This window comes from Chitinophaga eiseniae (genome assembly GCF_012641265.1).
Taxonomy (GTDB): domain Bacteria; phylum Bacteroidota; class Bacteroidia; order Chitinophagales; family Chitinophagaceae; genus Chitinophaga; species Chitinophaga eiseniae_A.
The window spans coordinates 116,485-133,526 of sequence record NZ_JABAHZ010000008.1; the positions used below are offsets into that span (position 1 = coordinate 116,485).

Here is a 17,042-nt window from a genome sequence, read left to right on the forward strand (position 1 = left end):
CAATCAAAAATTTATTATTCGCTCCGCCATGCGCATATTTGAAAATTCGGCGGTTGCTCTTTTCAGGGCGTTGGTTTGCAAACGCTCTCTCAGCGGCTTATTTTGTAATACATTGATCACTTTATCTGCAATTGCTTCTCTCGACAATGGATCTACCAGGTACCCGGTTACATCTTCTACCACGGCTTCATTAGTGCCTCCCCGGTTGCCGGCGATAGCTGCTTTACCGCAAGCCGCGGCCTCCAGGTACACCAGCCCGAATGACTCATAATACTGGCTGGGCAAAATGAACAGGTCGCAAACAGCGAGGTAGGTAGACAATACATCCCTGGACACACCACCTGCAAACACTACATGGTTTTGCAATCCACGCGCGGCCACCATCTGCTCCAGTTGCGGTAAATGATCCCCATTGCCCACAATTACAAAAAGCAAATCCGGCACAGACTGCAATATCTTATCCAAGCTCTCCAGCACCACTTCCTGTCCTTTTTCTTTTACGATCCTGGAAGCGCTGAGTAGTATAGGTCTTTCTTTATCAATACCTAGCTGTGCTTTCAACACGGTCACTTCTGCCGTTGTTCTTGGCTGGAAGATATCGGTGTCAATACCATGCCTGATTAAGTGCAATTGATTTTTCAGCGGAGTTTGCTGCCACATGCTGAGCTCTGCCTCACTCACCACAATGATCTTCTTTTGTTGCAGGAAGAAATTCAGCATTCTTTTCTGCATGCCAAACAATCTCAGTGCCAGGGAGGGTTTTTCGAAGAAACTATTTTTCTCGTTGCCGTGAAGAATAGAAACCGACCGTCCCAGGATACCTTTTAGCGAAGACTGAAACAGGGCTCCCATCTTCTTCGAGCGACCGTCGCTAAAGATGATGGTATCAAATGATGCCTGTTTCAGTATCTCCTTAAATTTTAGGTAAAGCAGGTAAAAGTGAATAATTTTTCTGGCGGGGATCGTATAACAAGCTACCTGGTATTTCTTTCCGAAGTCAGCCAGGAACTGCCGGTTGTTGGGGGTACTATACGTCAACAGGCTTACCTTATGCCCATTTTTTACCAGCCCAATAGCCAGGTCATGTGCATAAACGCCCGCCCCACCAATGATGGGTGGAAATTCATAAGATATGATTAATACATTTTTCATCATCTGCATTCATTCAAAATATAACCTTCTACACCTTTCCCTGGTGAAATCACACCTGGATTGCCCATTACCAGCGAGCCGGCGGGAACATCCATGGTTACATAAGCCCCGGGCGCAATCAACACGTCATCACCTATCGTAATATTTCCTACAATCACCGCATTGGAACCTATCCATACGCTATTGCCTATTGTGGGTACTCCTTTTAGCCGTCCCCTGCTCACCTGCCCGATAATAACTCCCGGTGAAATATTTACATTATCACCAATGCTGGCATTCCCGTTGATCACCACCGTACCAAAATGCCCGATATAAAATCCTTTCCCTATGCGGGTAGTGTATGGTATCTGGAATCCGTACTTATAAGAATAATGCCGGATAAACAGTCGCCACCAAAGCCGGAGTAAACCAGTACTACCAGCGCATAACCGGAAAAAAAACATATACCGGAATCCCTCTATCAGGCAAAATCCTTTCAGTAAATCTTTTACACCGGTTCTTCCATGGTATCGGTACAAATCTGACTTTATCAGCTTCCAGGCGTTCATGCTATCCTATAGTTTAATATTATCAATCATCAGGTCGTTGAATGTGCCCCGGATCTTCTTGCTGTATTCAATCGTCTGCGTGCCGGAAGAAATATATTCCTCGTTAAAGGATTTCAGTTTTTGCGAAATCAGGTAGGCCTTCACCTTACACTGATGTTTCATAGCCAGTATCAAGGCATGCATTCTTCCGGAATACACATCGGATGCCGACTTGTATAATTGCTTTAAATCATCGATAGATGCCAGTTTGGCCACGCTGATCTCCACATTGTATTTGCTGCGTATATAATCGCGGAAGGCAATGGTTTCCGCGGCATCAGTAATGGTAGTGTAAAACAGTTCCACCGTTAGCCCCTGGCGCAGGTAGTTATTGATTTCCGCATACCACTCTTCATAATAGGCCTCGCTGGACTTTGCCAGTTTATTATACTTCGAAAAAACTTCCTTGTAATTGGTGATGCCGATCAGCGCTTTCCGGTTGGGGTTTGCTTCCTCCATCCTGTTTTTACCGCTGTAGAAGGCAATATCCGGCGTTACAATGGCCTTATGACCAAATTGTTCCTGCAGGCGTATTTTGGAAAACTGATCCCGTACCCATACCAGGTCCACCCTGGATAAGGCTTTGGCAAACAGGCTCTTTTCTTTCGCATTAAACGTTGTGCCTACGCCCACCCCGATAATATAGATCTTAGCCTGACTAAATTTTTTAATCAAATATGTCCACCAGTATAAAGCAATAGAAAACCTGCTGGGATAATCTTTACCAGATGATTCTATCAGCTGTCCCCCTCCTATTACGATCACATCATATTCGCCTGCTGATAATTTCTTCCGGATAGCGTTATAGTTGATGCCAATCCAATAGTAGAAAGCCAATTTCAATCTTGCCTTACTGGTAAGCGACATAGGCGCTATTACATTGCCGGTAGCTGCTGCGGCCAGGTAATCATATTCGGGCAGTCGCGCCAGCCTGGGGTTGGTAAAATAGGCGAACTCCGTACTAAAGTCACTGTCCCGCAATAAGCTGGTCATACTCTCCCTGATAGCCTGATCCCCCAGGTTATTAGAAAATCCCTCATTAATTATCAGTGCCTTCTTCATTACCTTCTCCTTATAAGTTTTTCAATTAATAATCGCTGGTCTTTATTCAATGTTACAAACCAGGCGAAGGGTATGCTTGCCACACCAATGAGTGCACTCGACACACACATGGCCATCCATGAACCGGGTACCAGGAAATGCCTGCAACCCCACGACATCAGCAATACCCATAGAAATAATGCCATTCCTCTGCCTATGCTGGGATAATAAAACCAGAAACGTTGCTCTAATATCTTTGCCGCATAAGTAGGGGAAAAAATCAGGTTCTTTAAAGTCAGCAGTATAGCAGATGCTATGGCTACGCTATAAATACCCAGGTCGAAATATTTGATGATCAATATACCCAGTACCAGGTTAAGCCCTCCGCAGAAAAACGAGGTGAGCCCCGGTACTTTTACTTTGTTGTATACCGCATTGATCGATAGTATCGGCAGTACCGACAGGTTAAAGATCAAATGGCCTGTCAGCAGGATCATCAACGGGTAAAAATGAACAAACCGGTCGCCAATCCAAAGTTTCAGTATCACATCAGAATACGCCACGATGATACCGATAGGAATCGCCAACACCACTCCCATGGCGACTACGGAATACCTCGAGAATTTCAGCAGGTTATTAAAATCCTTTTCTGCGTAATACTTGTATACCACCGGTGTAAAGATGGCCACAAATACCCCCGCAAAAGAGCGCAACAGGGTATGCCATTGCGCTACTGTACTGAATTCCCCGGTAGCGGTAGGTCCGTAATAATGATTCAGTAAGATGATATCAATATTAATAAAGAGCAATGTACCGATCTGGTTAATGACCAACCAGAAGCTCATAGACCCTACGTACTTCACGATCTGCTTATCAAAGCTGGATGCCCGTAATTTCAGGAACGGAAATTTCCGGATAATCCAGATCAGCGCGGCCACAAATGATACCAGCGATGCCAGGAAAAAGGCCACGCCGATCAGGCTTAGCTGGGCAGAAGCATTGAGTAATAAATACACCAACGCTGTTCTGACCACTATTTCCAGGATGGCGATAATGCGCTGAATGTATATTTTATTCGACGCAAAAGCCGGCACCAGGAAGAGCCCGCGGATAAAGGTGAGTACGAAAGAGGTAATGATAGCAACAAACACCCACCTCATTTCATTCACGGTATGCCCGTGATAACTCACCAGGCTGTCTATTTTATACAGAAACCAGCCGATCAGCGGCAGGATGGCAACAATCAACAGCAAGGCTGAGATAATAGAAGAAGAATAGATGGCGTTGGAAGACGCATGATCATCTTTTCTCATTGCCAACGTAAAGTTCCTGCCAACCGACGCGTCGATAGCGATCGTAATAATAGACAGGTATGAACTGAAAGAAGTAGCCAACGCTATAATACCATAGCCATCTACACCAATCTTAGCTATATAGAACGGTACAACTACCAGTCCTAATAGAATATTTAAAACCAAAGCTAAAAAGTTCGTCCCCAGGTTTAACGACATCTCATAGCTCACTCCTTTCATTGACATCAACTATCAATTTACAATTTACTTATACCTATATGTTGGTTACCGGTTCTAAAGCCTGGCATCCACCAGGCTTCTGTCTACACAAGATTTGGTATCAAAAATGACCCCGTTGTTACGCCTGTATTTCAGGTAATCAAAGGTTAAAAACTCTTTATGGGCAACAGCTACAACAATGGCATCATATACCGCTGCTTTATCTATAGCATTTAATATTTTTACGCCGTATTCTTCTTCTACCTCTGCCGGATCAGCCCAGGGATCATAGATATCTACATTCAGCCCAAACTGCTGCAGTTCGTGGTAGATGTCTACTACGCGGGTATTACGTACATCCGGGCAATTTTCCTTGAAGGTAATGCCCATGATAAGCGCCCTCGACCCTTTGATCTTATGATCTTTGTCGATCATCAGCTTTACTACTTTATTGGCTACAAAGTGACCGATGTGATCATTTACTCTGCGGCCGGAAAGGATTACCTGCGGATGATAGCCTACAGATTCTGCTTTATGTGCGAGGTAGTAAGGATCTACGCCAATGCAGTGGCCGCCTACCAATCCTGGCTTATATTTCAGGAAGTTCCATTTGGTGCCGGCAGCATCAATAACATCGTTGGTATCAATACCTATTTTATCGAAGATCAGCGCCAATTCATTCACAAATGAAATGTTTACGTCGCGCTGGGCATTTTCAATCGCTTTGGAAGCTTCGGCCACTTTCAGGCTGGGTGCTTTGTGTGTACCTGCTTCAATGATAGAACCATACAGGGCGTCTACCTTGTCAGCAATTTCCGGGGTAGAGCCGCTGGTTACTTTCCGGATCTTTGTGAGCGTATTTACTTTATCGCCCGGATTAATCCTTTCCGGGGAGTAGCCTACAAAGAAATCGGTGTTGTATTTCAGTCCGGATACTTTTTCCAGTACCGGCACACAATCTTCTTCCGTGCAACCGGGGTATACGGTTGATTCATAAATAACCAGGTCGCCTTTTTTCAGGATACCTCCGAGCATTTCAGAGGCTTTGATCAGCGGGCCCAGATCTGGCGCCTTAAACTCATCTATGGGCGTAGGCACGGTGACGATAAAGGTGTTATATTTTTTTAGCTCAGCAGCATTGGAAGAAAAAGCGAGCCCGATGTCAGATTTCTTATCGGCTTTGAGTGCTATCACCGCATTCAGGTCTTCCATGTTAGCTTCTCTGGTACGGTCAATGCCGGCCGCCAATTCCTGTACCCTTTCCTTGTTGATATCAAATCCCAATACATCGTATTTTTTGCCAAATTCTATCGCTAACGGCAAACCAACATAGCCAAGGCCAATAACGGCCAGGTGGATATTCTCAACGCTGTTGTTAATCTTCACCATAAAATATTTATTCTTCTTTTTATTTTTTAGTCTTGTGATACTGTTTTCTTTTTCCTTCTCCCAAGGATGCCCTTGCGCTGGTTGTTTTCGCCATACCCGTATCCGTAGCCATATCCATAACCATATCCGTAGGCACTATTATTTTTCACATCGTTGATCACGATATTGAGCCTTGGCAGCTTGCGCTGCAGGTACAGATCTTTAGAAATCTGCAGCTGTTGCTTGAACGTAAAGCTGTGACGCACCAGGTACAGTGTAGCATCTGCATAGCGTCCCAGGATCTGTGCATCGGTTACCAATCCTATCGGAGCGGAATCGATGATGATATAATCGAAGCGTTCATTCAGTTCTTTAAACAACTCTTCCGTTCTGGTCTGCAGGAATAATTCCGTAGGATTGGGTGGAATAGGTCCCGAACTGATTATCCAACAGTTATCGTGAATACCCGATGGTTTAATCAGCGCATCCATAGACGTTTTGCCGATGGCGTAGGTGCTAAAGCCCTCATGGTTAGGCAATCCCAGTCGCTCTGCAATCCGGGGCTTGCGTAAATCCATTTCCATCAGCACCACCTTTTTCCCGGAAAGGGCCAGCACGGCTGCCAGGTTGGTAGATACGAAAGATTTTCCCTCACCTCCCATACTGGAAGTAACAATCACTGATTTATTACTGATATCGGACAACACGAACTGGAGGTTGGTTCTTAGTGCCCGGAACTGTTCTGCTACTGGTGTACGGGAATCCGTTTTGGTGATGATCATATTGTTGGCGCTGTGACCAATTTCTGCCAGCACCGGAACCGGCGTATTACTCGTCACATCCTGTTTATTCTTCACTCTCCTGCTCAGCAGTTCCTTCATATAGAGGTAGGCGGCAGGCAGCGCTAAGCCAAGTACCACTCCCACCAGGAGCATGAGTAAGCGTTTTGGTTTATAAGGCAGGGCGTCGCTTTTGGCATCGTCGATAATGCGGGCGATGGCGAGGTTAGAAGTTTTGGAGATCGCTGACTCTTCTCTCTTTTTCAGGAGGAAGAGATACAGTTCCTGTTTGATAGACTGTTGACGGGAGATATCCAGGAATATTCTTTCCTTCGCCGGCACTTGCCGGATCTTTTGATCGAGGGCGCCGGCATTCTTTTGTTGCTCGGCAATGCCTACCTCTATTCCTCTCTTCAGGGAGGCCAGGTTGCTCAGCAGGTCTGCACGGATACCGGCCAGCTGCTGATCCATCGTCACGATTACCGGGTTGGTAGGCGTGTTGGACATCAGTTGCCGTTCCCTGTCCAGCTGCAGGGTGTTGTAACGCTGTACCAGTCCTACGAAGGTGGGGTCCTGTACAATCAGGGAAGAGGGTACTACCCTTTTACTGTTTTCCGTATCGTGCATATATTGCTCCAGCGATTCTACCACGTTCAGTTGTACCTGTTGATCCAGCAATTGTTTGCGGGCATCGCCGGTACCCTGCACCAGTAATTTTGACTGGGCTTCGATATCGGCCAGTTCATTGGCCTGCTTAAACTGTTGAATGTTTTTTTCCACGCCCGACAACTCCTGGGTAACTATTACCAGGCGGTTATCGATAAAGGCGATGGTACTGTCGGCAATGCGGTTTTTGTCTTCCACGCTTGCTTTCAGGTAGGCCGTCAGCAATTCATTCAGCACTTTCTCTCCTTTTTCCGGAACGCGGGCGTTCAGGGTGAGATCGATGGTGCTTACCTGTTTATTCGGAATTCGTACATCCAGCTGGAGCTGGTAATTCGCCGTAGTTTCATCTACAGATGCTACTTTCACGGTATATGCCGGTCTGCTAAAGGGCAATCCCGTGAGCACAAATTTGGCGATCCCCTCGCGGAGATGAAGGGTATCATTCCAGGAGGCAGTACGGGTGCCTTTTTCGCCCGACAGTTCAAATTTGTCTTTTCCTATTGGCGATACCACATAGGAGGTTTTCATAATGGTATCTTTGAGGGAAAGCCATTGCAGTGCAAAAGGGAGGTTACCGTATTGCTCGGTTTCCTTTACCCTTCCTTCTACAAAGTAAGAAGTATTTAGTTGCAGGTTGTTGACCACCTTCTGCATGAGTGTACGTGATGTCAATATCTCTACTTCATTGTCGACACTGCTCTTATTGGAAAACACTTCGAGTTGCTGGAGTATTTCCTGGCCGGGGATATCCCCCCCTTTCTGGTCATCTTTCACCAATACTTTGGCGCTGATCTTATAGCCTGGTGTGGCATAGCGGAGGTATAGCCATGCGCCGCCTACTCCCATGATCACAAAGATGACAAACAGGTACCAACGCCGCATGAGGGTATCGAGTATGTAACGGGGACTGATACCATTGTCTTTCTCTGGCTCCCTGGCCTCGTGCCCATTTAAATAGGCGCCCTGATTTTTAAAGATGTGCTCTGGCATGTTTTCCATTTAAAAATTTAAAATTTGACTCTCGACACCACTACGATCAACAGTGATAGAACAGATGCCATGATAGAAATACGTTTTACCTGCGCCAGGTCTGTGCTGGATACTTTAGCCTTATTAGGCTCTACGTATATCACATCTCCCTGTCTCAGGAAAAAGTAAGGAGAGGAAAAGATATTGCTCTGGTTCAGGTTCATCCTGATAAATTCCTTCTTGCCGTTGTTATCCCTGATCAGCAGCACATTTTCCCTTTTTCCGTAGATGGTCAGATCGCCTGCGGCACCCAATGCATCCAGTAAGGTTACCTTCTCATTGGGCATCACGTAGGTAGATGGTCTGTTGACCTCTCCCAGTACTGTTATTTTAAAATTGGCAAAGCGTACGTTCACTACCGGGTCTTTATAATAAGTAGCGGCTACTGCTTTGATATTTTCTCTTACGCTGTCGGTGGTTTTACCCTGTACCATTATTTTACCTATCAGGGGCAATACGATATACCCGTCTTTGTCTACCAGGTAACCACTTATCGCAGCGGGGGCTGCAGCCGTGGTATTCCCACTTACCGGTACGGGGGCGCTGGATTGATTCAGCATCGCCGTAGCGGTGGGATCTAATGTCTGGATGGTCACCTGTAAGATGTCATCCACCTGGATCAGGGGCGTTGAATAAGCCGCCTGTTGTATTTCATGCTGCCTGATGGTATCCGGTACATCCTTGAAATAAGTTATATTTTTAGGCGCCGAACAGGAGCTGACCAATAACGTGATGACTCCTGATAATAAAACGATAATTCCTTTGAAATCTCTGATAGATCGCACACACATATTATAAATACTCTAGTTGCTGGTTTAGTAATGAATAAGGGTGGATTAGATAATCATTTTTCCCTTATCAAGTTCTTCGTAGGCAGAGTTTTTACTGATAAACTCTGGTACCAGCTGCTTCATCCTGGCCACTGTTGGCGTGAGATAATGCTTCCTGGCAGATTCTATCAATTGGTTCACCTGCTCATTCACTTCTGTAAAATCGACTGCTCTTACTTTGGCGATCATAATTTTTTCGTGATAAGTAGGCAATGTATTTTCGGCATTGTTTAAGAGTTCCTCATAGAGCTTCTCTCCCGGGCGCAGGCCGGTATAGATAATCTGGATATCTCTTCCCGGTTCTTTACCGGTCATCCGGATCATTTTACGCGCCAGCTCTGCAATCTTCATGGGCTGGCCCATGTCGAAAACGAATATCTCTCCTCCTTGTCCCATAGAACCTGCTTCCAGCACCAGCTGGCAAGCTTCGGGAATGGTCATAAAATAGCGGGTGATTTCCGGGTGAGTAACGGTTAACGGACCACCTTTTTCCAGTTGTTGTTTAAACCGGGGAATCACTGAACCATTTGAGCCCAGTACGTTTCCGAAACGGGTGGTGATAAAACGGGTAGGTGGCGCGCCAAAAATGGGGCCCATCTTCTGGTATTTTTCGCTGAGATAGTTATTGAAAGCTTGAGAAAAGATTTCTGCGATACGTTTGGAGGCGCCCATCACGTTGGTGGGGTTTACCGCCTTGTCGGTGGATACCATCACAAATTTTTCCACGCCATAGTCTACCGACAATTCCGCTACGATCTTCGTCCCCAGTACATTATTCATCACGGCGATAGATGGATTTTTCTCCATCATGGGCACGTGTTTGTATGCAGCAGCATGGTACACTACGGCAGGCGCATAGATATCAAACAGTTGCTGCATCCTTAACCGGTCGCATACATTACCGATATATGGAATCACCTGTATACCTTCGGATTTCTCTGCAATTTCCAGCTCCAGCTCATGCAGGGGCGATTCGGCTTTATCGCAGAGGACGATGACGGACGGTTTATAATTCAACAGTTGTCTTACTATCTCGCTGCCTATAGAGCCAGCAGCGCCGGTTACCAATATGCTCTTCCCTTTCAGGTCTTTATTCAGCTGTTTATTCTTAATATTAATAACAGACCTCTCGAGCAAGTCTTCAATATTAATATCCTTTAGCTGAATGCTGTTGCTGGCGCCTTCTGTCCACTGGCTCACGGGAATAATTTTTTGCACCCGGATATTTAATGCCATGCACTCTTCTACCAGGTCGTTCAGGTGAGCTGGGTCCAGGTGATCGTTAGGAATAAGCAGTAAGGAGATGTTTCCTTCCTTTACCATTTTAAAGAGTTGCCCTTTCCGGGAAGCATATACAGGAAGTCCTTCTATGGATTTGCCTGCATGTGAGTTGGTATCCGCCAGGAATGCGGTGATCCGGATATCGGCAGCCGGGTCATCACTGATAGCTTTACGCAGCATCATGCTGGAATGCCCGGTATAGTAAATAGCTGCGCGGGTACGGTTGCGCCGGGGAATTTTTTTATAATACCGGAATATCCATTTTGCCAATAACCGGTAAGACAATAACAGGAAGGAACTAACAAAGAAATTAATCAGGATAACGGATATGGGGAAGATATTCATTTCCATATCCGGTAAGCGGCTGTAACCTATTGTAAATAATATCAGGCAGCTGGTAATATTCAGGCCGGCAATACGGCCAATATCCGCCAGGCTGGTATATCTCACGATGCCGCGATAAGTCCGCAATAAGAGCGACAGGCACAGGTTTACACCCAGCACAATCGCGGCGGTTTTCACCGTTGCATATGCCATTAATGCCTCAAGATCAAAATTAAGCCGGAGGAGGAATGCGATATTAATTGCGATAACGGAACACCCGAGGTCTAATAGAAGAATTAGCCATGACGGGGTAATCCACGATGAACTACGCACCATAGGTTCAATAATAAGATATGGTTATTAAATATAAATATGCTCGGCTGACTAACTACATTCGCGCAGGTTTTCCAAGGTTTTCATAAGGGCGCTTTCAGTTAATGTCAGAACGAAAATAAATGATTACAAACTATCGGTTTTCAAAGTTATCACAAAGTAACTACTAAATTTGATAACTTCTGTTATCAAAAAGTAAAGTGTGAAAAAAAATTTTCAACATCTCTATCTTTTGATAAAACGACAGTGCATAAGGAATCCGAACCGGCTTTAACAAGCGATTATAACAACACCGTATCGGAAGGATTATTCGTTCAAACGCTACCTGTACACACAATACAGAAATAACCCTGACGTATACACGAATACAGATCAGATCAGCAACATCTGCTATTCATATGACCTATAACTACAGAAATTTTACCTGACTTGCTCCCTTGGTGGCGGAGCAACAGCTGCTGCTTTTTTAATAAATGGCTTCTCTTTGACAGCTCTAAAGTGTTTGCTAAGTGATGATACATGGTCTTTCAATTTTCTGGTTAACGCAGTTACTAAAAAATATGGCTATACGATATGGTCAAAAAAATCTGCGTCAATGACTACTTACAATGCCCGCACTAGAAACAAACACCATACCAACTTTGACAATTTATTTATTTTTATGATCTAAAGTTAACGAACTATTTAAACAAATAACGTTGTCTTTAAAAATTTACTAAAATATTTATATTATACATCTATCAGGATACCTGACTAACGGCACGGCCCCTCCGTTTAAGCGGAGGGGCCGTGCTATGCCTGCTAACGCAGAAGTGCATACGTAATTTATATGATGGTGCACCTATCAGGTCGCGCCTACGTAATTTATCCGATGATAAATACCACCAGGCTTTTGGCGCCATGTGCTCCCAGCACCAGGGATTGCTCTATATCAGCGGTTTTGGAAGGTCCGGCAATAAAGACCCCGAAACCGGACTGAGGGGCTCCTATTTGTTCGTAGGCCTCATGCATGGTAGGCAATAGCCGTTCACGTGGTAATACGATAGCCAGGTGCTGACAAATAAAGGGCAGTACCCGCGCATGTATATCCTCCTCCGTAACCCAGATGGCGCCATTTTCTGCCACTCCCCATTGTCCCGGTACAATAGCCATATCCACATCTTCCAGGAGGTGAGGATCTTCGTTGGCCCATGCCCGTTGTATATCGCTGGCAGTAATTACCCGTTGTAAACCGGGGTACTGTTGTGCCAGGATAGCAGGGATTTCGCTTTCGGCTTTTATTTCAAACAGCACACCGCCTAATCCTTCCAGCACTTTACGGTAAGCCTCCAATGTGCCGGGCATATTACCGGATAAACCGGTCAGCGAAGGAAGAGCGGATGCTTCCGGCTGATGTTGTTTTATAGCGGCTAATATTTTTTCCCTGCTGCTCATGTTGACTTTTTATTTTTCTTATACCATTCAGAAAATGATTGTGCCGGCGGCGCTGGCATTTCCCGTTGTTTATACCAGGGATTCATCCGGTTGTTAACCATCCCCGGAAAAGCACGCATCACCCAGCGGCCCATTTTACCGGCTGTTTTATATACACCGGGAGCAGATAATACCCCTGTCATTACTTTCATGCCAGCGGTTTTAGCCGTGCTGGTATAACCTTCTTTTACCAATACCTGCCGCCACTTATACAACTGCTGGTGAATATCTATTTTCACGGGACATACATTGGAACAGGACCCGCAGAGCGTCGACGCAAAGGGCAAGTCAGCATAATCCTTCATATCCAGGTTAGGTGCCAGGATAGCGCCAATGGGACCCGCTACCGCATTGTGATAGCTATGTCCGCCGCTGCGCCGGTATACGGGGCAGGTATTCATACAGGCCCCGCAACGGATACATTTGAGCGAGTTCCGGAAATCTTCCCGTCCCAGCTGCCGGGAACGACCATTATCTACCAGCACAATATGCAGCTCCTGCCCTTCCCGGGGCTTCCGGAAATGACTGGAATAGGTGGTAATGGGTTGCCCGGTAGCGCTGCGTGCCAGGAGGCGCAGGAAAACGCCCAGGTGCTTACGCTGCGGGATTATCTTTTCTATGCCCATACAGGCTATATGTACCTTGGCCAGGTGTGCTCCCATATCTGCATTTCCTTCATTGGTGCATACCACCATCTCTCCCGTTTCCGCTACAGCGAAGTTCACGCCGGTAATAGCGGCGTCGGCCTGGAGGAATTCTTTCCGGAGATGTAGGCGGGCGGCCGCTGTCAGGAATTGCGGATCAGCATTGCCGGCGGGAGTGCCCAGGTGTTCATGAAATAACTCGCCGATTTCCTCTTTCTTTTTATGAATACAGGGCAATACGATATGGCTCGGTGGTTCCTTGGCCAGCTGCACAATCCTTTCGCCCAGGTCCGTATCAATCACTTCAATACCGTTGGCTTCCAGGTGTGGATTCAGGTGGCATTCCTCTGTGAGCATGGATTTACTTTTCACCATTCGCTTCACCCCATGTTTTTGGAGGATATCCGTCACAATACGGTTATGCTCTGCCGCATCCGCCGCCCAGTGTACAATGGCGCCATTCTGCTGTGCCTGTTGTTCAAACTGCAGTAAATAATCATGCAGGTTGCCCAGCGCATTGAGCTTAATGCTGGAAGCGGTATCTCTCAACTGCTCCCACTCCGGGATGGTCCACGCCATGCGATCGCGCTTGGCGCGTACCCACCACAGGGTCTGGTCATGCCAGTTTACCCGGGGTTCGTCCTCGTTGAACTTGTCGGCCAGTGTGGCGTGATCAGCTGTTTGCCTGTTCATCTGTGTATTGATTGAGTATTTCAGCAATATGCATCACTTTCACACCGGCATGCTGCCGGCGCAAAATACCTTCCATGTGCATGAGACAACTAACATCGGTACCGGTAATGACCTCTGCGCCGTGTTTAACGTGGTCGGCTACACGATCTTTCCCCATTTTTACGGACACCGCTTCTTCAGCTACGCAGAAAGTACCACCAAAGCCGCAGCACTCATCCGCTCTGTCCAACGGTACCAGCTCCACTCCTTCCACCATGCGCAGCAACTGTTCGGGTTTGGAGAAAGGCGCAGCCACCAGCTCGCTCATCTGCGCCAGTCCAAGGCCACGCTGTCCATGGCAGCTCTGGTGTAATCCCACTTTACAGGGGAACCTGGCTGGCAACGACGTTACCTTCAGCACATCGGTCAGGAATTCGGTGAGTTCGTATATACGTTGGCGTATTTTCTCTGCCTTCGGTTCCGCCGCCGGATCATGCAGGTGATCCTTGATATGGAGCACACAACTGCCGGAAGGGCCTACAATATAGTCGTAGTCAGCAAAGTTTTTGATGAACAGGCTATTGCACTGGTGCGTCAGGTGCTCATATCCTGAATTGGCCATGGGTTGTCCGCAACAGGTTTGTCCCTGCGGGAATCCCACTTCACATCCCAGTTTCTGTAACAACTGCAGGGTGGCAATACCTACCTGCGGGTAGAACTGGTCAATATAACATGGTATAAATAATCCTACTTTCACGGGTAAAGTAATTTAAATGATCATTGCTGACCCTGCAAATTTAGCGGGCAACGTAATAGTAATCCTACCTCTTTTTTACCGGTTACTGGCTTATTTTTCACTGGTACAAAATAAAGAACCGGATTGGTGTTACCAACCCGGTCCATCCTGCTGTGGAGCAGAAAGCATAAAGCAGAAAGCAAAAAGCTATTGTAGCGAGTGATTAATACGAGTAAATACCCGCTAAGATCACTCGCTACAATAGCTTTTTGCTTTCTGCTTTATGCTTTCGGCTTACCCATTCATGATTTGTTCCTCTTGCTTCTTTTTGAGGTACCACTGCACCACGCGGATCTCTGCGAAGCTGGCGGCGTCTCCTACCCTTTCCTTGATGGGGCCGGCGGCCGTAGCGCCCAGTTCTCCGATGTGTTTCAGGATAAGCCGCATTGTTTTCTCCGATACGAAGCGACCGATCTCCATTTCTCCTGCTTCGACACACTGGGCCAGGTGGCTTTCTATGGTGCCGATGGCCAACTGCCGGGCAGCGGCAATATCCGCGATCGACTTGCCCGCCAGGTAGAGTTCCAGCGTGCCTCTGCGGCTACTTCCTTTCTCCACTTTGCCTTTGGCGGCCTTTTCTTTGGCAGCGGTGATAGGCGCTGCAGCAGCGGCTGCCTCCGCGTCGCGCAGGCGGGTATAGTCTTTTAATCCGCTGGTAAATACCAGGTCGGCATAAGACACTTCCCAGACATGGCGCAGTTTATTCCAGAAATCGGCTTCCAGGCCCATCAGTTGGAGCAGGTATTTCTTGGATTTCGCCTTTTTAACGGCGGTGATATGTGCGTGTAGCGGCGCTATCAGGTCTTCATAGATGCTCTGGGTAAAATACCCGATAGCTTTGTTTACCCGTTGCTGCAGCTGTTCCATTTCCCCGGTTTGTACGGCGGTATCGAGCAGCTGATGCAGTTGCAGCACAAATTTGGCGGCCACTTCCTGTTGCTGATCCACTTTAGCGGTGAACTGCCGGCTCAGGGTAATAGCGGCATCAAAGTCAGGCACCTTTTTATCCTGGATCCATACGGCATGGGTGCGTACCGTTGCCTGCATACGATACCAGTCAAATAGCTGGAGCAGGGAGGTAGCCTGGAATTTCTTTCGCTCCATTTCCAGCAGTACCACCAGTTCATTGGGCTCGTTTTCCTTTTCGGCAAACTCGATCACCTGGCGGTCGGTTTTAATGCTGCCATGCCCAATACGCGAATGCAGTACCAGTCCATCGAGCGATGTGCAGCGGCTCAGGGCCACGTATACCTGCCCGGGTGCAAAGGCGTAGCCTGCGTCGATAATGGCCCGTTCGAAGGTAAGCCCCTGGCTTTTATGGATGGTAATAGCCCAGGCCAGGCGGATGGGGAACTGGGTGAAGCTGCCTATTTCTTCTTCTTCAATGCTATTTTCTTCCGCATTGTAGGAATAGCGGATATTTCTCCAGGTTTCTTTGCCCAGTTTAAGTTCTTCGTGGGAGCCGGCGAGTACCAATACAATCTCTTCGTCGTCAATTTCCTTTACGGTGGCTATTTTCCCGTTGTAGTAGCGGCGGGGCTGTGCCAGGTCGTTTTTCAGGAACATTACCTGGGCGCCTACTTTTAGTTGCAGCAATAGCTCTGTGGGCAGGGCTTTATCACTGAAATCGCCTTCTATTTTGCCTTCGAAGCGGTATACTTTTCCCGGCATGTCGGCCAGGCGCCGGGCATTGATTTCATCGGCCTTCCTGTTATGGGTGGTGAGTACGATGTATTCTTCATCATCTCCCGTAAAATGCGGCTGATAGCGTTCATTCAGCAACTGCAGGTCTTCGTGCAGTACTTCGTTATTACGTACCCGGTTGAGCACATCGATAAAGATCTGCTCATTTTGCCGGTATATTTTTTTCAGTTCTATATAGAGCGGTGGCGCCTGTTCAATTACTTTCGCGGCAAAGAAAAAGGTACTGTTATAGTATTCCGAGAGGAGCCGCCACTCTGCATCGGGCACCACCGGGGGCAGCTGATACAGGTCGCCTATAAACAATACTTGTACGCCTCCAAAAGGTAACAGGGGTTTATTGCGAAAATGACGGAGTATTACGTCTATGGCATCCAGCATATCGCAGCGTACCATACTCACCTCATCAATGATGAGCAATTCCATTTCCTGCAGCAGTACTTTCTTATCGTTGGTAAAACGGATATTGCGAAACAGGCTATGTTTGTCGGTGCTGCTGATTTCATCCATGCCAAATCCTCTTTTCGTGCCGGGGATAAATGGTCCGAAAGGCAGCTGGAAGAAGGAGTGCATGGTAACGCCGCCGGCGTTGATGGCGGCTACTCCTGTGGGCGCTACTACTACCGTATTCTTGCGGGTATGTTCTTTAATATACTTGAGAAACGTAGTTTTTCCTGTTCCGGCTTTACCGGTCAGGAAGATATGGCGGTGAGTATGGTTTATGAAATCTGCCGCCAGGTGAAAGATGGTATTTGTATTATCCGGTTGGGGCATTTCTGTTTAAATTGAAAAGGCAAATGTACAGAAAATCCGGCGAAAAGCACGTTAAATGAACGGTGTGGGACCGGATCATTC

General features: G+C 46.9%; 12 protein-coding genes. All 12 read right to left on the reverse strand.

What is annotated here, in order from left to right:
• Positions 1 to 3: 3 nt before the first annotated feature.
• The 12 genes from HGH91_RS26055 to HGH91_RS31560 all read right to left on the reverse strand — a co-directional run bounded on the left by HGH91_RS26055 (position 4) and on the right by HGH91_RS31560 (position 16,961).
• Positions 4 to 1,161, reverse strand: coding sequence for a glycosyltransferase family 4 protein (locus HGH91_RS26055; protein WP_168741904.1), 1,158 nt, complete (start codon positions 1,159 to 1,161; stop codon positions 4 to 6).
• Entirely contained in the window at positions 1,152 to 1,700 is a 549-nt protein-coding gene (locus tag HGH91_RS26060) for a serine O-acetyltransferase (RefSeq protein ID WP_168741906.1), read from the reverse strand. Before HGH91_RS26060 ends, HGH91_RS26055 begins: the two co-directional genes overlap by 10 nt.
• 6 nt (positions 1,701 to 1,706) lie before the next feature.
• Positions 1,707 to 2,801 carry a polysaccharide pyruvyl transferase family protein gene (locus tag HGH91_RS26065; protein ID WP_168741908.1) on the reverse strand — a complete coding sequence of 365 codons (1,095 nt, stop codon included), beginning with the start codon at positions 2,799 to 2,801 and terminating at the stop codon, positions 1,707 to 1,709.
• Complete coding sequence (locus HGH91_RS26070) at positions 2,801 to 4,318, reverse strand: oligosaccharide flippase family protein (protein ID WP_168741910.1); 1,518 nt, start codon at positions 4,316 to 4,318, stop codon at positions 2,801 to 2,803. The genes HGH91_RS26065 and HGH91_RS26070 overlap by 1 nt, the downstream gene beginning before the upstream one ends.
• 48 nt (positions 4,319 to 4,366) lie before the next feature.
• Complete coding sequence (locus tag HGH91_RS26075) at positions 4,367 to 5,680, reverse strand: nucleotide sugar dehydrogenase (RefSeq protein WP_168741912.1); 1,314 nt, start codon at positions 5,678 to 5,680, stop codon at positions 4,367 to 4,369.
• Positions 5,681 to 5,706: 26 nt separating this feature from the next.
• Positions 5,707 to 8,094 (reverse strand): GumC family protein, encoded by a 2,388-nt coding sequence (locus tag HGH91_RS26080; RefSeq protein WP_168741915.1) that lies wholly within the window; start codon positions 8,092 to 8,094, stop codon positions 5,707 to 5,709.
• Between the two features lie 17 nt (positions 8,095 to 8,111).
• Positions 8,112 to 8,918, reverse strand: coding sequence for a polysaccharide biosynthesis/export family protein (locus tag HGH91_RS26085; protein ID WP_317166857.1), 807 nt, complete (start codon positions 8,916 to 8,918; stop codon positions 8,112 to 8,114).
• A gap of 51 nt (positions 8,919 to 8,969) precedes the next feature.
• Positions 8,970 to 10,781 (reverse strand): polysaccharide biosynthesis protein, encoded by a 1,812-nt coding sequence (locus tag HGH91_RS26090; protein WP_247651849.1) that lies wholly within the window; start codon positions 10,779 to 10,781, stop codon positions 8,970 to 8,972.
• A gap of 984 nt (positions 10,782 to 11,765) precedes the next feature.
• Positions 11,766 to 12,335, reverse strand: a complete 570-nt coding sequence (locus tag HGH91_RS26095; protein WP_168741919.1) for a lactate utilization protein C — start codon at positions 12,333 to 12,335, stop codon at positions 11,766 to 11,768.
• Positions 12,332 to 13,711, reverse strand: a complete 1,380-nt coding sequence (locus HGH91_RS26100; RefSeq protein WP_168741921.1) for a lactate utilization protein B — start codon at positions 13,709 to 13,711, stop codon at positions 12,332 to 12,334. Before HGH91_RS26100 ends, HGH91_RS26095 begins: the two co-directional genes overlap by 4 nt.
• Entirely contained in the window at positions 13,692 to 14,447 is a 756-nt protein-coding gene (locus tag HGH91_RS31555) for a (Fe-S)-binding protein (protein WP_168741922.1), read from the reverse strand. The genes HGH91_RS26100 and HGH91_RS31555 overlap by 20 nt, the downstream gene beginning before the upstream one ends.
• A 273-nt stretch (positions 14,448 to 14,720) precedes the next feature.
• Complete coding sequence (locus HGH91_RS31560) at positions 14,721 to 16,961, reverse strand: helix-turn-helix domain-containing protein (RefSeq protein WP_168741924.1); 2,241 nt, start codon at positions 16,959 to 16,961, stop codon at positions 14,721 to 14,723.
• Positions 16,962 to 17,042: the final 81 nt, after the last annotated feature.

What these genes read in the sequence shown, in the direction of transcription:
- HGH91_RS26055 (WP_168741904.1), bottom strand. Translation starts at nt 1,161, where the DNA reads ATGCAGATGATGAAAAATGTATTAATCATATCTTATGAATTTCCACCC.
- HGH91_RS26060 (WP_168741906.1), bottom strand. Translation starts at nt 1,700, where the DNA reads ATGAACGCCTGGAAGCTGATAAAGTCAGATTTGTACCGATACCATGGA.
- HGH91_RS26065 (WP_168741908.1), bottom strand. Translation starts at nt 2,801, where the DNA reads ATGAAGAAGGCACTGATAATTAATGAGGGATTTTCTAATAACCTGGGG.
- HGH91_RS26070 (WP_168741910.1), bottom strand. Translation starts at nt 4,318, where the DNA reads ATGTCAATGAAAGGAGTGAGCTATGAGATGTCGTTAAACCTGGGGACG.
- HGH91_RS26075 (WP_168741912.1), bottom strand. Translation starts at nt 5,680, where the DNA reads ATGGTGAAGATTAACAACAGCGTTGAGAATATCCACCTGGCCGTTATT.
- HGH91_RS26080 (WP_168741915.1), bottom strand. Translation starts at nt 8,094, where the DNA reads ATGCCAGAGCACATCTTTAAAAATCAGGGCGCCTATTTAAATGGGCAC.
- HGH91_RS26090 (WP_247651849.1), bottom strand. Translation starts at nt 10,781, where the DNA reads ATGGCATATGCAACGGTGAAAACCGCCGCGATTGTGCTGGGTGTAAAC.
- HGH91_RS26095 (WP_168741919.1), bottom strand. Translation starts at nt 12,335, where the DNA reads ATGAGCAGCAGGGAAAAAATATTAGCCGCTATAAAACAACATCAGCCG.
- HGH91_RS26100 (WP_168741921.1), bottom strand. Translation starts at nt 13,711, where the DNA reads ATGAACAGGCAAACAGCTGATCACGCCACACTGGCCGACAAGTTCAAC.
- HGH91_RS31560 (WP_168741924.1), bottom strand. Translation starts at nt 16,961, where the DNA reads ATGCCCCAACCGGATAATACAAATACCATCTTTCACCTGGCGGCAGAT.